The sequence below is a fragment of the Bdellovibrio sp. CKG001 genome (genome assembly GCF_055397465.1).
Map to the genome: position 1 here is coordinate 151,140 of NZ_AP029173.1, position 20,512 is coordinate 171,651.

Annotated in this window: 22 protein-coding genes and 1 other RNA gene; 14 read left to right on the forward strand and 9 right to left on the reverse strand. The window is 49.3% G+C overall.

Translation table 11 applies throughout. From position 1 onward, the window contains the following. Window positions 1–12 precede the first annotated feature (12 nt). The 4 genes from tolA to ACZ50P_RS00790 all read right to left on the reverse strand — a co-directional run bounded on the left by tolA (window position 13) and on the right by ACZ50P_RS00790 (window position 2,960). A complete protein-coding gene (gene tolA, locus ACZ50P_RS00775; protein WP_464132763.1) occupies window positions 13–864 on the reverse strand; it encodes a cell envelope integrity protein TolA in 852 nt (283 codons plus the stop codon). After that, window positions 861–1,277: an ExbD/TolR family protein gene (locus ACZ50P_RS00780; protein ID WP_464119467.1), complete on the reverse strand. Its 417-nt coding sequence runs from the start codon at window positions 1,275–1,277 to the stop codon at window positions 861–863. Before ACZ50P_RS00780 ends, tolA begins: the two co-directional genes overlap by 4 nt. A 3-nt stretch (window positions 1,278–1,280) precedes the next feature. Beyond that, window positions 1,281–2,021, reverse strand: a complete 741-nt coding sequence (tolQ, locus tag ACZ50P_RS00785; RefSeq protein ID WP_464132766.1) for a protein TolQ — start codon at window positions 2,019–2,021, stop codon at window positions 1,281–1,283. Between the two features lie 72 nt (window positions 2,022–2,093). Next, window positions 2,094–2,960, reverse strand: coding sequence for a hypothetical protein (locus tag ACZ50P_RS00790; RefSeq protein ID WP_464132769.1), 867 nt, complete (start codon window positions 2,958–2,960; stop codon window positions 2,094–2,096). A 173-nt stretch (window positions 2,961–3,133) separates the two neighbouring features. Here ACZ50P_RS00790 and ACZ50P_RS00795 point away from each other — a divergent pair, with 173 nt between their 5' ends. From ACZ50P_RS00795 to ACZ50P_RS00820, 6 genes are all read left to right on the forward strand, one after another. Beyond that, window positions 3,134–3,589 carry an RrF2 family transcriptional regulator gene (locus tag ACZ50P_RS00795; RefSeq protein ID WP_464119472.1) on the forward strand — a complete coding sequence of 152 codons (456 nt, stop codon included), beginning with the start codon at window positions 3,134–3,136 and terminating at the stop codon, window positions 3,587–3,589. Further along, a complete protein-coding gene (gene sufB, locus ACZ50P_RS00800; protein WP_464132772.1) occupies window positions 3,582–5,039 on the forward strand; it encodes a Fe-S cluster assembly protein SufB in 1,458 nt (485 codons plus the stop codon). The genes ACZ50P_RS00795 and sufB overlap by 8 nt, the downstream gene beginning before the upstream one ends. Before the next feature lie 71 nt (window positions 5,040–5,110). Next, the gene (gene sufC, locus ACZ50P_RS00805) at window positions 5,111–5,863 is read left to right on the forward strand and encodes a Fe-S cluster assembly ATPase SufC (protein WP_464132773.1); all 753 of its coding nucleotides are present in this window, start codon (window positions 5,111–5,113) and stop codon (window positions 5,861–5,863) included. 21 nt (window positions 5,864–5,884) lie between these two features. Further along, window positions 5,885–7,141 (forward strand): Fe-S cluster assembly protein SufD, encoded by a 1,257-nt coding sequence (gene sufD / locus ACZ50P_RS00810; RefSeq protein ID WP_464132776.1) that lies wholly within the window; start codon window positions 5,885–5,887, stop codon window positions 7,139–7,141. Window positions 7,142–7,146: 5 nt separating this feature from the next. Further along, entirely contained in the window at window positions 7,147–8,376 is a 1,230-nt protein-coding gene (locus ACZ50P_RS00815) for an aminotransferase class V-fold PLP-dependent enzyme (RefSeq protein WP_464132777.1), read from the forward strand. Further along, the gene (locus ACZ50P_RS00820) at window positions 8,373–8,933 is read left to right on the forward strand and encodes a NifU family protein (protein ID WP_464119482.1); all 561 of its coding nucleotides are present in this window, start codon (window positions 8,373–8,375) and stop codon (window positions 8,931–8,933) included. The genes ACZ50P_RS00815 and ACZ50P_RS00820 overlap by 4 nt, the downstream gene beginning before the upstream one ends. A gap of 27 nt (window positions 8,934–8,960) precedes the next feature. On the opposite strand, the gene ACZ50P_RS00825 is transcribed toward ACZ50P_RS00820, so the two are convergent. The 3 genes from ACZ50P_RS00825 to ssrS all read right to left on the reverse strand — a co-directional run bounded on the left by ACZ50P_RS00825 (window position 8,961) and on the right by ssrS (window position 11,762). Next, window positions 8,961–9,521: a hypothetical protein gene (locus tag ACZ50P_RS00825; protein ID WP_464132779.1), complete on the reverse strand. Its 561-nt coding sequence runs from the start codon at window positions 9,519–9,521 to the stop codon at window positions 8,961–8,963. Next, window positions 9,503–11,464 carry a hypothetical protein gene (locus ACZ50P_RS00830; RefSeq protein ID WP_464132782.1) on the reverse strand — a complete coding sequence of 654 codons (1,962 nt, stop codon included), beginning with the start codon at window positions 11,462–11,464 and terminating at the stop codon, window positions 9,503–9,505. Before ACZ50P_RS00830 ends, ACZ50P_RS00825 begins: the two co-directional genes overlap by 19 nt. Window positions 11,465–11,582: 118 nt before the next feature. Further along, window positions 11,583–11,762, reverse strand: a non-coding RNA gene (gene ssrS / locus ACZ50P_RS00835) — 6S RNA. A gap of 92 nt (window positions 11,763–11,854) precedes the next feature. Here ssrS and ACZ50P_RS00840 point away from each other — a divergent pair. From ACZ50P_RS00840 to ACZ50P_RS00870, 7 genes are all read left to right on the forward strand, one after another. After that, the gene (locus ACZ50P_RS00840) at window positions 11,855–12,061 is read left to right on the forward strand and encodes a hypothetical protein (RefSeq protein WP_464132783.1); all 207 of its coding nucleotides are present in this window, start codon (window positions 11,855–11,857) and stop codon (window positions 12,059–12,061) included. A 74-nt stretch (window positions 12,062–12,135) separates the two neighbouring features. Then, the gene (xseA, locus tag ACZ50P_RS00845; protein ID WP_464119488.1) at window positions 12,136–13,542 is read left to right on the forward strand and encodes an exodeoxyribonuclease VII large subunit; all 1,407 of its coding nucleotides are present in this window, start codon (window positions 12,136–12,138) and stop codon (window positions 13,540–13,542) included. Further along, complete coding sequence (locus ACZ50P_RS00850; protein WP_464119489.1) at window positions 13,543–13,767, forward strand: exodeoxyribonuclease VII small subunit; 225 nt, start codon at window positions 13,543–13,545, stop codon at window positions 13,765–13,767. A gap of 2 nt (window positions 13,768–13,769) precedes the next feature. Continuing rightward, window positions 13,770–14,639, forward strand: a complete 870-nt coding sequence (locus ACZ50P_RS00855) for a polyprenyl synthetase family protein (protein WP_464119491.1) — start codon at window positions 13,770–13,772, stop codon at window positions 14,637–14,639. Between the two features lie 4 nt (window positions 14,640–14,643). Next, window positions 14,644–15,420: a TlyA family RNA methyltransferase gene (locus ACZ50P_RS00860; RefSeq protein WP_464132786.1), complete on the forward strand. Its 777-nt coding sequence runs from the start codon at window positions 14,644–14,646 to the stop codon at window positions 15,418–15,420. Continuing rightward, window positions 15,389–16,408: a patatin-like phospholipase family protein gene (locus ACZ50P_RS00865; protein ID WP_464132787.1), complete on the forward strand. Its 1,020-nt coding sequence runs from the start codon at window positions 15,389–15,391 to the stop codon at window positions 16,406–16,408. Before ACZ50P_RS00860 ends, ACZ50P_RS00865 begins: the two co-directional genes overlap by 32 nt. Before the next feature lie 10 nt (window positions 16,409–16,418). Further along, window positions 16,419–17,741, forward strand: a complete 1,323-nt coding sequence (locus ACZ50P_RS00870) for an aminopeptidase P family protein (RefSeq protein ID WP_464132789.1) — start codon at window positions 16,419–16,421, stop codon at window positions 17,739–17,741. 38 nt (window positions 17,742–17,779) lie between these two features. Here the strand turns inward: ACZ50P_RS00870 and ACZ50P_RS00875 are convergent, their stop codons facing one another. Together ACZ50P_RS00875 and ACZ50P_RS00880 are read right to left on the reverse strand one after the other, a co-directional pair. Next, window positions 17,780–19,132: a PAS domain-containing protein gene (locus ACZ50P_RS00875; protein ID WP_464132791.1), complete on the reverse strand. Its 1,353-nt coding sequence runs from the start codon at window positions 19,130–19,132 to the stop codon at window positions 17,780–17,782. 129 nt (window positions 19,133–19,261) lie between these two features. Further along, window positions 19,262–20,005 (reverse strand): HAD family hydrolase, encoded by a 744-nt coding sequence (locus tag ACZ50P_RS00880; protein WP_464132793.1) that lies wholly within the window; start codon window positions 20,003–20,005, stop codon window positions 19,262–19,264. Between the two features lie 51 nt (window positions 20,006–20,056). Between ACZ50P_RS00880 and ACZ50P_RS00885 the strand changes: the two genes are divergently transcribed. Then, window positions 20,057–20,512, forward strand: coding sequence for a hypothetical protein (locus ACZ50P_RS00885; RefSeq protein ID WP_464119503.1), 456 nt, complete (start codon window positions 20,057–20,059; stop codon window positions 20,510–20,512).

Consider the following 20,512-nt stretch of genomic DNA (forward strand, 5'->3'; position numbering starts at 1 on the left):
ATGTCCTCCTAGTTATTCCGGGAATCCAATCAGGATTCCATCCACAGAGAATACGGCGATCAACTTTTCCGGTGGAGCCGGGAAAGGCGCCGAACGATCAATGGTTGCTAACACTTCTTCATCGTAGCTGGGATTGCCACTGGATTTAACAATTTTTCTGCCCAAAATATTACCACGCGAATCAATAAACAGACGCACCTGGGCTTTGTAGTCCTTCTTGGCCAGCCACTCTGGAATTGTCCAGTTCTGTTTGATGTGACGATCCAAATCAGAAATATAGCTGTCATTCTGAAGTTTCGCGATTCCCGTCAGCGAGCTGCCAGGTGACACGACATTGCCTTTGATCGGCGCACTGCCGGTGTCGGCTTTTCCAGTTCCGGCATTGGCGGCGACCTTCTTCTTTTCCTCTGCCACGTCTTCCTTGATCTTTTCAAGGGCAGCCATGGCTTTGAGTTTTTCCAGGGCATTTTGCTGTTTGGCCTTCACCTTTTCCAGATTGATACCTTCTTCTTTGGCTTTGGCCGGAGGAAGTTTCACGGGCTCTGGTTTGGTTTCAGGTTTCTTTTCGGCCACTTTTTCAGGTGGCTTTTCTGCGGGTTTTTCCTTGGCAGGTTCTTTATCAGGAAGAGCCGGCTTGGGATTTTCCTTGGCGGGAGCTGCCAAATCCTTCGGAGGTGTCTTATCAGGAAGGCCCACCATATCCACACGCACAGCCTGGGTGAAATCAATGGTCTCGGGCGTAAAGAACACGGTCTTCAGAGTGAAGATGGAAATAACAAGCGCATGCAGGGCAAAGGAGATCCCTATGCCGCGGGTCACTTGTTCGTCGTTTTTCTGCTGTTCGTGTTCTTCTAAGTAGTTCACTGGTCTTTTGGTTGTGTGATCAAGCCAATGTTAAAGATCCCGGCGGCACGCACTTCGGCCATGGCTTCCGCGACGAAGCCATAATCCACTTTGCGGTCTGCCTGGATGTACACCTGTTTATTCTTTTTATGTTCGAAGATCGCTTTTAGTTTCGGACGAAGTTCGTTCATGGCGATCTTTTGTTTGGCGATGGTCATTTTCTGGTCGGAATTGATCACCAAAACAAAAGGCTCTTCATTCACTTCAACACCGGAAGAGGAGGTCTTCGGCAGATCCACCTCAATCCCTTGTTGCATCAAAGGAGTCGTTACCATGAACATGATCAGCAAAACCAGCATCACGTCCACAAGGGGCGTGATATTGATTTCACTTAATGTCGCCCGGCTTTTTCCGCCGCCGCCACTCATTCCCATGATCTAGTTTCCTTGAAAGAAGTTACGCTTCACAATGTTCAGGAAGTCGGCGCTGAAGTTGTTCAGGGCAATTTCCTGCTTGCGAATTTTAGAGATAAAGTTGTTGTAAAGAACGACCGCCGGAATCGCTGTTGCCAAACCAATTGCAGTCGCAATCAGGGCTTCAGAAATCCCCGGAGCCACAACGGCCAAGCTGGCAGTTCCGGTCTGACCGATCTTGTGGAAGGAACCCATGATTCCCCAAACAGTTCCAAACAGTCCGATAAAAGGACCGGTGGAGCCCGTGGTCGCCAGAACTGTCAGACGGGATTCCAGTTTGGAGACTTCACTTTCTGTGGCTTTGTTCAACACGCGCTCAAGGTTGTCGATGCCCGACAGAATCGGCTTATCCCCTTCGGTTTTAGAAAGCAGGGGGGATTCAGAGATCTTTTTCATCTCCAGATAAGCGGCTTTAAACACGCGAGCGATAGAAGAATCTTTATATTGATCGATGTCTTCAAAAAGAGTGTCCAATGAATTCACTTTCCAGAACTTGCTCATGAAAAGCTCGTCGGACTGCTTCATGTTTTTGAAAGTGACGAACTTGGAATAACCAATGGCCCAACAGAAGATGGACATCACGATCAACATCAACAAAGTCAGTTGAACGACAGGGCTGGCTTGTGCGATTGCATCGATGGAGCTGGTGTTCACCGAAACAGAGGGTGCGGCTTGCGCCACGTTGATGAAATTAAATGCGGACATATCTAGACCTCCGGCTGACAGCTTTTCAAACAGTCAGCTAAAAAGATATGCCCAAATGCAATTGGGATCAACCTATTGAACAGGACCTTGGTTGAGAAGCTGGAGCAATTCTGGAAGATTCTCTGTGATCAGGCCATCTGCCTTGTGGCGACTCGCCTCAGCAAATTGTTCGGTAGTTTCGATGGGACCTAGGAAGATTCTTTTGTTGCGACGGCGCATTTCTGTGAGGATGTCGTCGTTGAAGGCCGGTCTTTTCATCAGCGTGAACGGGGCAACGAAAACGTCTCCTTTAAACTGCGTGGATGACAATATATATAGAGAATCAAAAGTGAGCATTCTCATAATATCCGGTGTGCTGGTTCCGTACACCCACTCTGGTTTTAACTCTTTTACAGAGGTCATGACGACCAGGGCATCGCTTTGAATCATGGTGCGTGATTTCGCAGACAGACCGTCGATCGCCTCCACCACGGCGGAATGCACGTCGTGCACGTTATCCACAACGTTCAACACAAAACGTGTTTGTGGGAACTGCTCATAGTACTCTTTCAGCGCCGGTGTTGTTTTGTAAAATTCGTTGATCTGCTCCCACGGGTACTCTGACAACTTGCTGCCGATCATGATGGGCGTGGTGGGGTTGGCTTTTTGTTCCGCCTCTTTCATTTTCAGGAATTCAGCATCCCGGGAAGGGGGCAAAATGAAAGGCACTTTGTCGCGGGAAAGACGAACGTCAGCCCAGATCGCCACGTCGGGTTTCAGCTTAATTGCCTCTTGAACCTTATCCAAGGTGTCGGCTTTAACGATCACAATGGGAGCGGGGCCAGAAAAGAAGGCGTGTTCATAGACGGGATAGTTCTGAGCATCGCCCCAAATACGGGCCATCAGAAGAAGAACACCAAGGACTAGAAAGCTGCAGACGGTAATGAAAAGGATTCTCATAGGACCTTCGTATAGCACCCTAAGACTTTGAAATCAGCACATTTTTTCAAAACCGAAGGAAAGAATCCTGTCATGATCTTAAATACGCTAAAATTAGGCGTATTTCGCCTTGTTTTTCAATTGGCTTTCTATTAGATAGAAGGCCATACAGTGTCCGCAGAAGGAAGCTTTTTATGAATAAAATCAACCGCAAGCTTGAATACGCTTTGATGGCTTTAAAGTATATGAGCCAAAAAATGCCCGGCGAGCTCACAACGGCCAAGGAAGTGTCTGACGCATTTCATACCCCGTTTGATGCGACAGCTCGTGTGATGCAGCAAATGGCCCAGAAGGGCGGAATTTTGCGCGCCGAATACGGAGCCAATGGCGGCTATCAGATCACCAAGGATCTGGCGAAAGTTTCCATCCATGACCTAGTGGAAGTCATTGAAGGTCCGACGGCCTTGGTGAAGTGCCTGCACAAGGAAGCTCCTTGTGAGATTCAAGGAACCTGCAACATTGTATCCCCGATCACAGATTTAAATCACAGACTTACGGAATTCTACAAGAGCCTGAGCCTGAAAGAACTATTGGTAGGAAGAGTGGCTATGCCAGCAAAAAAATCCACAGAGGTGGTGGCTCATGGATAACAACAAAAATTCCAACAACCCTTTGGAAAGTTACGAATACAAATACGGTTTCACAACCGACATTGAAACAGATCAGGTCGCCCTGGGTTTGAACGAAGACATCATCCGTTTGATCTCTTCCAAAAAGAATGAACCCGAGTGGATGCTGGAATACCGCCTGAAGGCTTATCGCCACTGGCTGACAATGGTCGAACCAACCTGGGCGCACGTGTCTTATCCGCCAGTTGATTTTCAGGCGATTCGTTACTATTCCGCGCCAAAGAAAGCCAAAGATGAATCGGAAAAACCAAAATCTTTGGATGATCTGGATCCGGAACTGATCAAGACTTTTGAAAAGCTGGGCATCCCTTTGACAGAACAAAAGCGCATCTCGGGCATTGCCGTGGATGTGGTTTTTGACTCTGTCTCTGTGGGGACCACTCACACCGAGGTTTTGGATAAAGCTGGTGTGATCTTCTGCTCTATCTCTGAGGCGATTCAAAAGCATCCGGAGCTGGTGAAAAAATATCTGGGCTCAGTGGTTCCTCACACGGACAACTACTATGCCGCTTTGAATGCGGCGGTCTTCACGGATGGCTCTTTCTGCTACATCCCGAAAGGGGTTCGTTGCCCGATTGATCTTTCCACTTACTTCCGTATCAACGCCAAAGACACGGGTCAGTTTGAAAGAACGCTGCTGGTTTGTGATGAAGGCGGCTATGTGAACTACCTTGAGGGCTGTACGGCGCCTCAGCGTGATGAAAACCAGCTTCATGCGGCCGTGGTGGAGCTGGTGGCTTTGGACAATGCCGAAATCAAGTACTCCACAGTGCAGAACTGGTACACGGGCGACAAAGAAGGCCGTGGTGGTATCTATAACTTTGTAACCAAACGCGGGAAAGCGTTGGGTAAGTACTCCAAGATTTCATGGACTCAGGTGGAGTCCGGTTCTGCGATCACTTGGAAGTATCCAAGCTGCATCTTGCAGGGCGAAGGCTCTGAGGGGGCTTTCTACTCTGTGGCTTTGACTCACGATATGATGCAGGCGGATACCGGAACGAAGATGATCCATATTGGTAAGAACACCAAGAGCACGATCATTTCCAAGGGTATTTCCACGGATAAATCCTCCAACGCCTATCGTGGGCAGGTGAAGATTCTTCCGTCAGCGGAAAATGCGCGCAACTATTCCCAGTGTGACTCCATGCTGGTGGGTGATCAAAGCAGTGCGCACACCTATCCGTATATTGAAGTAAAAAACAAAACAGCGACGATTGAGCACGAAGCGACGACTTCCCGAATCAGCGAAGATCAGATCTTCTATCTTCAGTCCCGCGGTCTGGATATGGAAAAGACCATTTCAATGCTGGTGAACGGCTTCTGTAAGGAAGTCTTCAAAGAGCTTCCTTTGGAGTTCTCTGTCGAAGCAGTGAAATTGATTGAAATGAAACTGGAAAATTCTGTCGGCTAAGTGCGCGAAGCGCACAGAGTGCAGTCGCCCTGGGGGCGGCGAAACTGAAGTAGCAATAAAGGTAAAGAAAAATGTTAGAAATTAAAAACCTCCACGCACGAGTTGAAGAAAAAGAAATCCTGAAGGGTCTGAACCTGACTGTGAAAGCAGGTGAAGTTCACGCGATCATGGGGCCGAATGGTTCTGGTAAATCCACACTTTCCAAAGTGTTGGCGGGACACCCTGCGTATGAAGTGACCGCAGGCGAAGTGAAATATGAAGTGAACTTCCAAATGGCCAACTTGCTGGATTTGGAACCGGATGAAAGAGCCAAAGAAGGCATCTTCCTGGCCTTCCAGTATCCGATCGAAGTTCCGGGCGTTTCCAACTTCACGTTCCTGCACACGGCTTTCAACTCTGTGTTGGCCCATCAGGGTTCTGAGCCTATGCCGGAAGGGGAGTTCCGTGAATTCCTTTACCAGAAAATGAAACTTGTCAGCATGAAGCCTGAGTATCTGGATCGTCCGGTGAACACAGGCTTCTCTGGTGGTGAGAAAAAGAAAAATGAGATCCTGCAGATGGCGGTATTGTCTCCGCGTTTGGCATTGTTGGATGAAACAGATTCCGGTCTGGATATCGACGCCCTTCGTGTGGTTTCAGATGGCGTGAACAAGCTTCGCCGCAAGGACAACGCGATTGTGCTGGTGACTCACTATCAAAGACTTTTGGATTATATCAAGCCGGACTTCGTTCACGTTCTTGTGAACGGCAAAATCATCGAAACAGGTGACAGCTCTTTGGCTCTGAAACTGGAAGAAAAAGGCTACGACTGGTTGATCAACTAGTCGGCGGTAGGAATAAAAACTATGAACTTGCTATCTACTTACGACAGATTTAGTCAGGCACATCCGGCGCAAGGGGCTTTGGCCACCTTCCGTCAGGCGGGTTATGACTACGCTCTGAACAAGGGCCTACCGACCCGCAAAGATGAAGACTGGCACTACACCAGTGTGAAGGCGATCGGTGAAGGCGCCTTCGCTTCGGCGACGAGCTCTTTTGAGCCCAGCCATGAAACTCTGCTGCAGATTAAGGCGCGCCTGAATTCTGATTTTACCAACGTGGTGTTCTTCAACGGTGTTTTGAATAAGACCTTGTCGGCAGAACTTCCAGCCGGAATAGCGTTGAGCGAGGCTCATCAGTACCCTGAGCAGTTTGACGACGCCTTTGATGCTCTGAACGGTGCTTACCTGACGAAGGCTTTGGACGTTTCTATTGCAAAGGAAACGTCTGTGGAAAAACCTGTGAATTTTGTTTTCTTCACTTCCAATGAGGGCGGCAGCAACCTGATGGTTCATCCCCGCATTCGTCTGGAGGTCGGTGCAAGATCCTCGGTGAAAATTCTTGAAAGCCATTATGGTCTTCAGGATGCCGTCTATTTTGTGAATTCCGTCTTTGATCTGCATATCGCCGACAGTGCAAAAGTTATTTATGTGCGCGTGCAGGCTGAAAGTGAAAAGGCCTTCAACATCGGTCGCACACGCATCTTGGTTGAAAAGAATGCGAATTTGGAAAGTCTGGCTTTGGCAACAGGGGCTGCTTTGTCCCGTCATTCTTTGGATGTTGTGCTGAAGGGTCCGGGTTCCAACTCTGAAATCCTGGGCGTATACGCAGTTCATGGATCTCAGCATGTGGATAACACGTCTTTGATCGATCACCACGTGGGCGAGTGCAACACCAATCAATTGTACAAGGGCATTTTGGATGGTGAATCCAAGGCGGTCTTCTGTGGCAAGGTGCTGATCGAAAAAGGTGCACAGAAAGCCAACTCCGCCCAGTTGAACAATAACCTGCTTTTAAGCACCAAAGCCGAAGCCGACAGCAAGCCTTGTTTGGAGATCTATGCTGACGATGTGAAGGCGGCGCACGGATCGACCGTGGGGCAGTTGAACCGCGAGGAGCTTTTCTATCTGCAGTCCCGCGCGATTCCGAAAGACAAAGCGATTCCAATGTTAAGTTACGGCTTCCTTTCTGAAGTGATTTATAAAATTTCCGACGAGAACATCCAGATTTGGTTGTCTCGCCATTTGGATGAGGCGTTCAGTCACCTCAGCCTGACTCGGTAAGTGTTATGGGCAATTTAGAAGAGTTATTTGCAAGTGTTCGCAGTCAGTTTCCGGCTTTGACCCAATTGGTTCATGGCAAGAAACTGATTTATCTGGACAGCGGGGCGACAACATTAAAGCCCCAGTCCGTGATTGATCGTATTTCGCATTTTTATTCTTATGAAACCTCCAACGTGCACCGTGGAGCGCATTACCTCGGTGATGTGGCGACGGGGCATTTTGAGGCCGCTCGCCAGAAAGTGGCGGATTTCCTGGGGGCTTCCCAGTCTGAAGAGATCATCTTCGTCCGTGGAACCACAGAGGGCGTGAACCTAGTGGCGAACTCCTGGGGGCTTTCGAACCTGAAGGCCGGGGATGAGATTTTGATCACCGTGATGGAGCATCACGGGAACATCGTGCCTTGGCAGATGGTTGCAGAAAAAGTAGGCGCCAAGGTCGTGGCGGCGGACATTCACGACAACGGAGAGCTGAATCTTGAGGATTTCAAGAGCAAGCTTTCCGCCAAAACAAAACTTGTGGCTTTCACCGCTTCCTCTAATGTGTTGGGAACAAACACCGATGTGAAGCTTTTGACTCGTCTGGCGCATGAGGCCGGAGCCAAGGTTCTGGTGGATGGCGCCCAGATTGTGTCCCAGCTTCCGGTGAATGTGCAGGATATGGACTGTGACTTCTTCGTTTTTTCTGCGCACAAGCTTTTTGGTCCCTTCGGCTTCGGTGCTGTCTATGGCAAGAAAGCGATTCTGGATCAGATGCCTCCGTATCAAGGTGGCGGCAGCATGATTTCCAAAGTCACCATTGAAAAGACCACGTTCAATGATGTTCCCACTCGCTTTGAAGCAGGAACACCGCATGTGGAAGGGGCTGTGGGTTTGCATGCCGCTTTGGATTTTGTTGAAAAGATCGGTCTGGATAAGATCCATGCCTATGAAATGGAAATCCTAAAGTCAGCGACTGAAAAACTGCTGGCGATTCCTGATGTGAAGGTCTTTGGAACATCTTCCAACAAAGGGGCGATCCTTTCCTTCAATCTGAAGGGGGCTCATCATTCGGATGTGGCTCAGATTCTGGATCAGGAAGGTGTTGCTGTTCGCGCGGGTCACCATTGCACCCAGCCTCTGATGGCTCGATTGGGAGTCCCAGGAACAGTTCGCGCTTCGTTCTCAGTTTATAATAATCATGAAGATATTGATGCTTTAGTTAAAGCCGTGGCAAAGGCCCGGGAGATGTTGTTATGAGCACCCAAGATGTACTCATCCGTATTCAAGCGACCCCAAATCCCAACGCGTGGAAGTTTGTATTGGATCGTCCAGTCCTGACAGAGGGCAAGGCGACCTATGCTGACGCAAAAGAGGCTGATCAAAGCCTACTGGCATCCGCGTTGTTTCAAGTTGAAGGTGTTCGTCAGGTTCACTTCTTCCAGAATGTGATCACGATCACTCACAACTTTGATGCAGACCCTGAAGAGATTCAACGAAATGTCTGCTCCGTGATTCAAACTCGCATGCCGGCGCATAATCCGAACCAGACACAGATGGATGAAAAGAAATTGCGTCGTGCAAGTCTGTCACCAGAGGTTCAGCAGATCGAAGAGATTCTGGATCACACGGTCCGTCCGGGCTTGCAGGGTGATGGTGGGGACTTGGATGTGGTGAAATACGAAGACAATAAACTTTATGTCTTCTATCAGGGCGCCTGTGGGACTTGCCCAAGTGCCACGTCCGGAACCTTGATGGCTATCGAGGGTATTCTGAGAGATCAGTTCAATCCGGAAATCGAAGTGATTCCGCTGTAAAGAAAAAGGACCCTGACGGGTCCTTTTTTATTTTCTCCGACGTTTGAAAACTTCACTTCCCAGTTGAGCTTCGGCAGAACGTCGAAGTTCCGGGGCTTCCGCTTCCAGGGTGTCTTCCGAGCGGCTGACGATCAAGGCGGAATTTCCCAAGACTTCATTGCCGGCACGGGCCTTAACTCCCAAAGAGATCATTTTCTGTTTTTCTTTCGAGAAACCCACAACAGTCAACTTCAGCTCCACGACTTGTCCGGCTTTGACGTTGGCCAAAGAATCCGACACTTCCCCCTCAACCACAGACACTCCTTCGGGAAGACTCCAGGAGTAAGTGAAATCACTTTGCAGGTCCTGATTGACTAATATGCGTGCGACCAAAGAGACTTCATCGTCTGCATCTTCCGGTATCTCGTTCTCGGTTTTTAGCTCCACGTGGAATGCGGCCAGATGCTTTCCGACGGGCAGAGGTCTCCAGCTTGTTTTGCTTGCTGCCGCGGGACTGCGCTCTTCAGAGTTTCCAGAAAATGAAAACAGGGAGGCTCCCAAAGCCAAGGTCATAAAGGCCGCGGTGAAGACTATCTTTCGCTTCCGCATAGTGGGGTGACTCCATTTCTTGTCAGGGTGTAAGTGGCAGGGGCATTCAGGTCTGAATTGACCTTGCTATAGGCGTTGATTTTCACATTGATGATGTAATAGCCAGCGGATAACCCGCTTAAGCTGACGGTTTCTGTCGTGGCACTTGCAGAACGGCTTTGTCGCGCGATATACGAAGATGAATAGCCGGCGTACCAATGAGTGTCTTCGAAATAGACGTAGTCTTTTTTGTAAAGGATCAGATCCAAATTCAGCTTGCTGCTTGAGAAGTTCATAGAGATGCTTCCACCGCTGCCGTCATAATAGAAGAGGTAGAAGTCATTATTGACCTGCTGGTGAGATCTTGCCAAGCCACCCAAACTGGTCTCGGGTGTGCCGACAGTGAACGTTGTTGGGCAGGAGCCTCCGGTCGCACTGAGGTAGTACGCATAGTCTTTGGTGGTCTTGCTCTGTTTTTCCTCATCCAAAATGGTATCCCATTTGGCATTAGCGGCGATGTTGCGGGAAAGCAGGTTGTTAAACAGACCGAAATTGGGGATTGGATACAAAGCTGTATTCACAAGGCTTGTGGCCACCGGGTTGTTGTTTTTCCTGTGGCCAAGGGTGTCTTCACCCGAGAACGTTTTCCAGATATCAGCAAAAGCGATACCCGCACCGGTTTTGATGCCCGAATAAATTGCATCGTTCTTGCGTGTGGTTTTATAAAGAGTTCTTGAGACGGACACCTCACGGAATGTTCCTGTGCCTTCAAGGTCGGTGGCTGTGCTGTCCATAGAAGCCGTCGCGCCATTTTCCCAAAGGTTGAACGAAATGCTGACGCCGGATTTGGCGTTGCCCTTGTAACCATAGGTATCGACGTAATAGTGATAGCGAACCTGATCGGGGACGCGGCTTTCGTCGACTCCAAGGCTGGCAGCATCGGCACCCGTCAGAACAGCTGCCTGCAGGTAGTTGGCCCAGCCTTCACTCCATGCCAAGCGCGCATCAATGACAAAGTTTCCGTTGTGCGAGCCGCCCGGAGACGCTGAGTTCCCATAGACGTCTTCCAGGAAGTGACCGTATTCGTGCAAAATCACCGAGTCATCGAAATGATCCGTGTCAGAGGATTTCACGTCACCGCTGACGCCCCCTAAGATAAAGAGCTTTCGATCTCCAGGTGAATAGAACGACAGGGGTGAGTTGGAGCCGAAATAGGAATACGGATTAAATCCGGCTTTCCAGTAGACGGTCACTTTTTCAGCCACCCACCATTTATTGGGGTCTGTAGAAGGAACGCCACTTTCAAGAACGTTTTTATTGATGTTGCGGCGGATGTATTCGTTCGCAAGCAGGATATTATACATGATATTGAAGGCGCCGCCTTCAATGCCTGGATACAAGTTTTCATCGGCTTCGGCAATGACGGGAGTAGAGGTCAGATCCTTGGTCCCGTTGGTGATGTCAGAGGCCGTGACAGTGAAGGTGCGCGCGGCAAAGTGCGGGCTGTTGGCGTAGATGTCATTCAGAATGCTGACATTCAGATAGGCGTTCTGAGCGCGGGAAAACACTTTTAAAGTGTAGGTGCCTTCTGTTTTTGGAATCTTGAAAACGGCCAGACCGTCGGTTGTGGTTTCGCCCTGCTGGATGCGTGTGCCGGCTTCATCATAGATATGAAACTCTGCAAAGGCGATGGGCATTCCTTCGTTTACAACACCGGTTAAGCCATTGGTGCTGGCCCCGGGGCTAAAACTCAAACCCCGATAGCGGAAGATCGCAGGTGCCGTGACTGTGATTGCCGCAGCATTGTCGATTTCAGTGGGTTTGCCATAATAAGGGGGTTCGTTGGAGGCGGGTTCTGACGACGAAGAGTCGTCACGGCCCTCAAAGCCATTGCCATTGCCACAACCAGATAGAAGTAGAGAACAACCGCACAGAAGAGCGGCCAGAGTCCGGCTTAATTTCATAAGAAACTTATCGGACTTACGGGCGGGAGCCTGAACGATGAAGCCGATGATTTCTTAGAGTAAATTATGACAAAATTGCAGAAGTTTTTTGCAGGACTGTCTTGAAATGAGACAAATAAAAAAAGGCTCGAAGGCCACTCTGAAAAAGTAAACCTGTTTTAGCTAAGGTGGGTAACCATGATAACAACTTTAGGCTTCTCAGTACGAGCTGAGCTTGCTCACCATTGTCAGGGACAGTTCCCAAAAATATGCTTGTAAGGTTTATTTTCGATAGAGCTTTACGCCGTCGAACCCTTCTGAAGACTATTCTATCAGGTCTTTTAAAGCCGTCAATCAAACCGGACTCTTACTTTCTGGCAAAGCTCCGATAAATTGCTTATGACGCCAGAAATGTTAGATTTTATTTTTCCGTTTGTGGTTTTTTTCTATGGACTCCTGATGGTTGTTGTGTTGGAGAACCCCGTCCTGGCTAGGATCGGACAGGAGCGCCTGGGGCAGGCCTACGCCAATATCACGAAGCACAAATCCCTGGCGTGGATCTGCTTTTTTGTCGGCGGACTGTGGTCTGTGCAGAACGTCTGGTACTCCTCCCTTTAGTGCGCAATTGACTCTCAATGTATTGACTCCCGAAGTATTGACACTGGCAGGGGAGGGCATTAGCCTCTGCTCCCATGTCGGACACTCCTAATCAGGCTCTTCGTAAAGCAGATATTTCCGCCCAGGCTAATCTGGGGGCTGCGGATCTATTGACGAAAAGCAATGAACCTTCCGTGCTTTCTGTTGAGCAGCTCAATATCTATGTCAAACAGCTTCTCGAGGGTCAGATCGGGACCGTGTGGGTGAAGGGTGAAATCTCCAACTTCAAAGCGCACACGTCGGGGCACTTTTATTTCAGCTTAAAAGATTCTAAATCTCAGATTACGGCGGTGATGTTCCGCGGTCACAATGCGCGTCTGAAGTTCAAGCCGACCGACGGTATGGAAGTGATCGTGCGCGGCCGTATCACGGTGTATGAGCCACGTGGAAACTATCAACTCATGTGCGAGATGATGGAGCCTGTGGGTGCTGGGGCTTTGCAGAAAGCCTTCGAGCAACTGAAGATGAAATTAAAAGCGGAAGGGCTATTTGATACATCTAAAAAAAGACCGATTCCAACCTTCCCAAGGCATATTGCGATTGTGACATCTCCGACCGGGGCGGCCATTCGGGACATCCTGAATGTACTTTCCCGTCGGGCTAAATCAATTCAGGTCACAGTCGTGCCGACGATTGTTCAGGGGGAAGCCGCTGCTCCACAGATTTGTGAAGCCTTTAAGAAGGCCACCGCCCTTCCGGGTGTGGATGTGGTCATTGTTGGACGCGGAGGCGGTTCGATCGAAGACATGTGGTGCTTCAATGACGAAAAGCTGGCGCGTCTGATTGCTGCCAGCCCGGTTCCGGTGATCTCGGCCGTGGGTCACGAAATTGATTTTACGATTGCTGACTTTGTCGCGGATCTGCGTGCACCGACCCCGTCGGCGGCAGCAGAGCTTGTGGCAAAAAGTTCCGGGGAGCTTGCCAACAAAGTGGTTTCTTTGGAACGCATGCTGAAACTTTCTTTTGAAAAAAAGATGAAGTATCTGCGTGAAAAGATGACGGGTCTTTCAAAGCGATTGGTAGATCCTCAGCGCCGCCTTCAGGATTTGGAATTGCGCAACGACGATCTTTTGAATCGTCTGGAGTTTGCGATGAACCGGCGCCTGGCAGAGCGTCGCCACAAGGTGGAGCTGCTCAATGAAAAGCTGGGAAGTCCGCAGGACCTGATCCAGGAAAAGAAAAAGGATCTGGAATATCTGAAGGCACGCACAGAAAAGGCGTTGTTGTTCTCTATTGAGCGAAAAAAGGCCCGTATGGGTAAAGTGATGGGGATGCTCGACAGTCTCAGTCCGCTGAAGGTGGTTGAGCGGGGCTATTCCATCGTGACCAAGGATAGTGTTGTTATTAAATCGTCTGACCAGGTTAAAAAGGGTGATCTTTTGGATATCCGTCTGGCTCAGGGCTCACTGACCGCTGTTGTTGACAGCGTGAAAGGGGAATAAATGGATTTCGAGAAAAAGCTGGGACGTCTGGAAGAGATCGTTCAGAAAATGGAAAAGGGCGACTTGGCCCTGGAAGAATCACTGAAGCTTTTTGAAGAAGGTGTGAAGCTTTCACGGGAATGTCATCAGCGTCTGAACGAGGCTGAATCCAAAGTGAAACTTTTGATGTCGGTGGGCGCAGACGGTCAGCCGGTGACATCTGATTTCACTGCTGAGGAGAACTAATCTTGGATTTGGCAATTCAGATTGAACAGGAAATAGCGGCACGCACTGAAACTGTAAATCAGTTTGTGGAAAAGTATCTGTCTGAGATGGAGCTTCCCGAGGGAGCGGCCATCGCTGAATTGCGCAAATCCATGCTTTATTCTGCCACCAATGGTGGCAAGCGCTTCCGTCCGGTCTTGTCATTGCTGGTGGGAGAGCTTTTTGGTGCCAACAAAGAAAAAATTCTTCCCTTCGCCGCAGCGGTGGAACTGGTTCATACTTATTCTCTGATTCATGATGACCTTCCATGCATGGATAACGACGACATGCGCCGAGGCAAGCCAACGAATCATAAGGTCTATGGTGAGGACTTTGCCTTGCTTGCCGGGGATGCTCTTTTGACCGAGGCCTTTATGCTGATTGCTGAAGGCTACGCTGATAATAGTTTCTTGGTGGCTCAACTGGGCCGACTGCTTTCATCTGCGGCAGGCATCCGTGGTATGGTGGGTGGCCAGGCCATTGATCTACGCGCCGGTGACAAACAGATGTCATTGGAAGAGCTAACCCATCTGCATCGTCTGAAGACAGGGGCTTTGATCCGTGTCGCAGTCGAGGGGGCCGCTGTGATTGCCGGAGCCAAGCCAACTGATATCGAAAGCTTGAAAAAGTTCGGAGAAGGTTTGGGATTGGCCTTCCAAGTGGCTGACGATGTGCTGGATCACGGCGAAAAGGGACAGGACTTGCGTAGTTTCACGGGCATTTTGGGCCTGGAGGGAACCAAGACTTATCTGAAGGATCTTAGTGCATCGACACTGGCAGAGCTTCGCAAGGTCTCTGCGGATGCGCCCATGTTGGAATTCCTTATCAGCTTCAATCAAAATCGTCAGGTGTAGTTCTATGTCAGAAAAAGTGCGCTTGGATCTTTATCTTGTTGAAAGGGGTCTGGCGCAGTCGCGCACTCATGCACAGGAACTGATCGAGGCGGGACAAGTTTATCTTTCTGAAAATTCGCAAAAAAAGATTCTCAAAAAATCCAGTTATGCAGTCACTGCGGCGCAGGTGGGTCTGATCACGGTGGAGTCCGGACCGGCCAATCGCTTTGTCTCCCGGGGGGGGCTTAAGTTGGAAGGTGCGTTGGCTCATGTGGGGAAATCTCCGAAGGGCCTCAAAGTTCTGGATGTGGGAATCTCCACAGGTGGTTTCACTGACTGCCTTTTGCAGCAGGGGGCAGAAAAGGTGCTGGGTGTGGATGTAGGGCATGGGCAGGTTCATCCACAACTTCTGAAGGATTCCCGTTTGCAGGTGATCGAAGGAATCAACGCCCGAAATCTTTCCCGGGACGAACAAGTCCTGAAGGCCACGCCGCCAGAAAAATTTGATCTGGTGGTGATGGATGTTTCTTTCATTTCAATCGCATTGATCGTACCGGAACTGGCAGGCTTTCTTAAGACTGAAGGCTGTCTTTTAAGTCTGGTAAAGCCCCAATTTGAGGTCGGCGTTGACGGCCTTTCAAAGGGGGGTATAGTCAAAGATGTTTCTTTGTATGCAGAGGTCGAGACCAGAATAAAAGCTCTTTGTTCTGAAAATGGATTTAAGGTTCTCGACTACTTCCCATCTCCGATTCAGGGAAAGGACGGAAATAATGAGTTCTTTATTTACGCAAAAAAAATCTAGCTGGCTGGTGCTGTTTCTCTTCCTGGCAAGTTGTCAGAGCATCAGAACTCGCGAGGACGTTCGTAAGGGAACGCCACCCTCCATGCCACAAACCCGTCCTGTGTCTCCTCAGCAGCAGCGTCCTCAGGAACGTGAAAATATCGGAACACCCCCACCGATGGAAACAGATGAAGAAGAGGTGACAGAGATCACTCCGCCGCCACCTCCGGCTCCTGTGATTCCCACAATGCCCAAGATCGGTGTGATCCTGGGGGCGGGAGGCGCAAAGACCTACGCTCATATTGGGTTCTTGCATGAGTTGCAAAGAGCCAAAGTTCCAGTTTACGCCATTGGCGGTGTCGAGTTTGGCTCACCGATGGCAGCCCTGTATGCAAATAAGGAACTTGCCAACGAAGTTGAGTGGCAGATGTTCAAACTCAAGGACGAAGAGGTGTTAAAGAAGTCCTTGCTGGGTGGGGTGAACAAAAACAACGACGTGACAGTGTTGAAGGACTTTGTCGGGGTCGCATTTAATCGCGCCAAAATCGAGGACTTTAAAGTACCGTTCGCATGTCCGTCTTACAATCTGAAGAAGAATCAGGTTTACCTGATGAACCGCGGAAGCATCGACCAGTTGATGTATCTGTGCATGGCGTATCCGCCGTTCTTTAAGCCGTATCAGAACAGCGTTTCCGGCATCCGCGACATCACTTCTTTGGCCAATTATCTGCGCCAGAAGGGGGCGAATTACATTGTCTTCGTCAATGTTCTGCAGGCACCGGGCGGATCTAAGCCGTTCACCCTGGATGCTCAGGCTACAGACAACGTATTATGGAGTGAAGTGGCGGGACTGTATAATAAGCCTTTGCCGGGAGTTGATACGGTCATTTCACTGGATACGTCCGGTTATGGTATTATGGATTTTGAAAAGCGTCGGGAAATCATGAACAAAGGTGCGGATGCCGCAGCCAAACAGTTGAAGAGCCTGACGCGTAAATGGGGTCTTTAGGAGAATTTTTATGAGCAGAAAACCCACGTATGACATGAACATCTTTGCCGAAAGAAGAAAAAAAGCCGGCGAGCAGATCCCAGGGGCTGCTTTGGTGGTGACTTCTCACCCGGAATATATTCGTAACCATGACTGTCATTTCCCTTATCGACAGGACTCAAATCTTTTCTATCTGACGGGTTGGGAAGAGCCGGAGTCTGTTCTGGTTTACCGTCCGGGGCTTAAGCCTGAAACGGTGATGTTCGTGCGTCGCCGTGATGTCGAAAGAGAAACTTGGGATGGTTTCCGCTATGGACCCGAGGGCTGTGAGCGCGAGTTCAAGGTTGATAAGGCCTATCCAATTGATGAGTTCAGCAAAGTCGCTCCACAACTATTAAAAGAAGTCGATCGTGTTTACTATCGCCAGTACAAGAATCCTGAGATGGATCACAAGATGCAGGATGTTCTGGAAAGCGTGAAGGCTTTGCAGGGTCGCATGGGGAATGGTCTTTTGACGATTCTCGATGCCGATACGCTGTTGGGTGAAATGCGTTTGGTAAAATCCGAATATGAACTGACTCAGCTGCGTGAGGCGTGCGAGATCTCTGCGCAAGCTCATTTGGCGGCGATGCGCTTTACTCGTCCGGGGGTGACCGAACGTCAGATCCAAGGGGTTCTGGCGCACAATTTCTACATGCGCGGTTCAGCGCGCGAAGGGTATAATTACATCGTCGCTTCGGGCAATGCAGCGACGACTCTTCATTATAATTTTAACGATCAGGTCTGCCAGGATGGGGATCTTCTTTTGATCGACGCCGGGGCCGAGTTTAATTACTACACGGGCGATATCACGCGCACGTATCCTGTGAACGGAAAGTTCACGGATGAGCAGGCTCGGGTGTATGAAGGTGTTTTGAAAGTTCAGAAGCAGATCTGCGATTTCGTGAAGCCGGGAATTGTGTTTAAGGACCTGCATGATATGGGGACGTCGTTGCTGACGGATCTGATGCTGGATCTGGGGCTTCTATCCGGTCGCAAGGATGATCTTATTCAGGCCTTGGCGCAGAAAAAATACTACCCGCATGGCATCGGTCACTGGTTGGGCATGGATGTGCATGATGCCGGCCTTTACTTCAAGAAGGGCGAGCCTCGTCCGATTGAAGCCAACATGTGCTTCACCATTGAACCGGGTATTTATATCCCAGCTGACGACACATCAGCTCCTCAGAAGTACCGCGGTATTGGTATTCGTATCGAGGACAATTTGCGGGTCACCTCCACAGGCTCTGAGAATATGACTTCTTCCGTGCCAAAAGAAATTGCGGACATCGAAAAAGTTGTTGGCAAAGCATAGTTCGGTAAAAAAAGCCCTCTTGATCGAGGGCTTTTTTTTTAGGCGGTGATGGCGCGATCCACCTGGCGTAAGTTCTGAGAAATGAAAGTCAGCTGTTCACGCAGCTCATTGGACATACCCAGTCCCCATTTACTTTCCCCCTCAATAGAGCGCAGAATTTTTTTAAAGCTTTCTGTCAGCTCTTCCATGTCCCCCAGAAGAGCTTCCAGCGACGAAGAGAGCTCTTTCACTCTGGACATTTCAATTTTTCCGACCACGCAGATGACATCCATCCCGGCAGTCACTTTGGAAAGCATGGACACTGATCGGATCAGCGACTTGTTTTCTTTGGTGAGCTCTTTGGCGGTGTTCAGCACAGTCGCAAAGTTTGAGGAAATCAACTGCTTTAAGAGATCGCAGTTTTGAATCAGCATCTGCTCTTGTTCCTCGCTGATAGAAGCCTGGGCGTCCTCACGATACAAGGTTTCTTCCAGCAGATGGTTCATCATTTCTATCTGAAAGCGAGAGACGCCAATCGCCAAATACATTTCTGCAGCTGATTGATGAAACGAAGTGAAAGTTTTTTCAAAATCCAGGGTGTTGCTGAGGATGTCTTCAGCCAGCTTTTCCAGGTTGTTGGAAACCACGCCCAGGGGTTTTCCCACTTCCCCCAATTTGGCTGCGGAGATGGTGAGGTTCGTGGTGACCATCTGAACCTCGCGGCAGAGTTCATCGATAGCCCGGGATTTTGTTTTAAGAGCGCCGGTCCGTTCGCTGAGTTGATCGGCCAGATTGAAGGCTTTGCGAGCAGTTTCTGTGCAGGCTCGTGATGCTCTCAGAAGTCCTTCCAGAAGTCCGCTGTCGGTGTTGATTGCCGGTGCGAGATTTTCCTGAGACAGCGTCAGCAGGCCATCACGAGATTTCATCTCAGCCAGCAGGGCTTTATTCATAAAGTCTTCGTAGGATGAGAATCCCTTCTCCAGTAAAGCCTTTAAAAGATATTCAGTCGCCTGCTCAAGCGAGACGCCGGCTTCCTCTTTGTGCAGAAGATCGGCGTACACGGTCTGAATTTCGCACATCAGGGCTGTGCTGGGTTTTAAGCGAATGGATAAATAGCCATCAGGCATTGGGAAGGCCATGGCAAAGACCCAGTAAAACCGGCCGTTCTTGCTGCGATTTTTTACGTAGGCACAGATCGGCTTTCCTTCCTTGAGAAAACTCCAGAAAAGTTTAAAAACGCATCGGGGCATATCGGGATGGCGGATGATATTATGAGGACGACGTAGAATTTCCTCTTCTTGATATTCGCTCACCCGAAGAAAGACCTTGTTTCCGGTTTGAATCAGGCCTTTGAAATCGGTTTTTGAAAAGAATAATTCGTGTAATGCAAAGTCGGCTTCAAGATTAAGCACCAGTGTCTCCTCAAAGAGACACTGCTATAGCCTCAAGCCGCAAATCACATCAACAAATATGAGGAAGTCCCCGAAACAATCCACCGGCTCGGTGGAGATATTTCTTGAGTTATATAAACATTCCTTGAGTTATATAAATCTGTGGGACAGCCAAGAATGCTTTTCTGCGTATTCTTGCAGCTCTTTTTCTGTCTTAAATAATTTATCGTCGCGTGCAGCGGCGCTAACTGCCAGTCCCAGGTGGGTGGCTGATTGTAAAAGCTGATAGTCACCCATGGTATTTCCGGAAGCGAAGAACGGCTTTTTTCCGCCGGTTCTTTCCAGCAATGCATCCACTTTGCCTTGTTTGTAGGTGATCAGACCCTTTTGAATATCTGTGATGGTTCCATTTTCAACAACGGTTTCAACTCCGATGACATCATCCTTGCTAAGACCCAGCATTTCTGCGCCGGGTTCGATCGCCCATTTAACGGATGCGGTGACGACATAGATACGTACGCCTTTGGAAAGAAACAGATCGATCAGTCTCTTCTGCTCTGTGAAGACGGGAACCGGGAAGTGTCCTTTAACGGCGTCAATAGCCCATTGATGAACCTGCTCCAATTTTTGCCCCCGGCAGATCTGAGCTAGCCAAAGGTAGGCCTTTGTCGGATCAGCCGCTTTCATGGTTTGATAGTGTTCCCAAGGATCTGGCGGAAGTTGTACCAGGCGATTGTCAATTTGATGGTGGAAGAAGGTTTCGCCCAGATCGGTATCCCACAATGTTCCATCCGCATCAAAAGCTGCCACTGGTGCAGAATCTTCTTTCAGAACGAGGTCCAGTATCGTATCTATGCGCTTCCAAATGTCGGTGGAATAATCTTTGTATTTCATAGGCTCTTAGTATGAAATATGAAATGAAAAATGACAAGGAGACCTGAGGCCATGAGCCTTTATTGTCGAGTGATTCAGTCGGAAGATTTGCAGCAAATTTTGGATCTGGAAAGCAGAAAGCTTGCGGAAGCTTATCCGGATGAGATGGAAAGAATGATGGCCGGCTGGAACTCGAAATTTCGAGTGGAAGCCTTGAATCATTATATTGCTTTGGGCTGGAGCTTTCTGGCGCTGGAGCAGGACACAAACAAGTTGATGGGATACTTCATCGCCCAGCCACTGCTGTTCCTGGACGGCCAGACACAGTCCCTTTGGGTTGAGCACGTTCAATACACATCTTTGCAGGCCCGCGATGAACTATGTGAGCTTGCCTATAAACTGGGAAGAGAAAAACATCTGCAAAGAGTTTATTTCCCGAACGAAAATGGAGTGCCCAATTCTGTGAAGGCCTTCAGGCCCGAATCATGGCAGCCGGGAACACTTTCTGTGAAGACGACAAAAGGATAA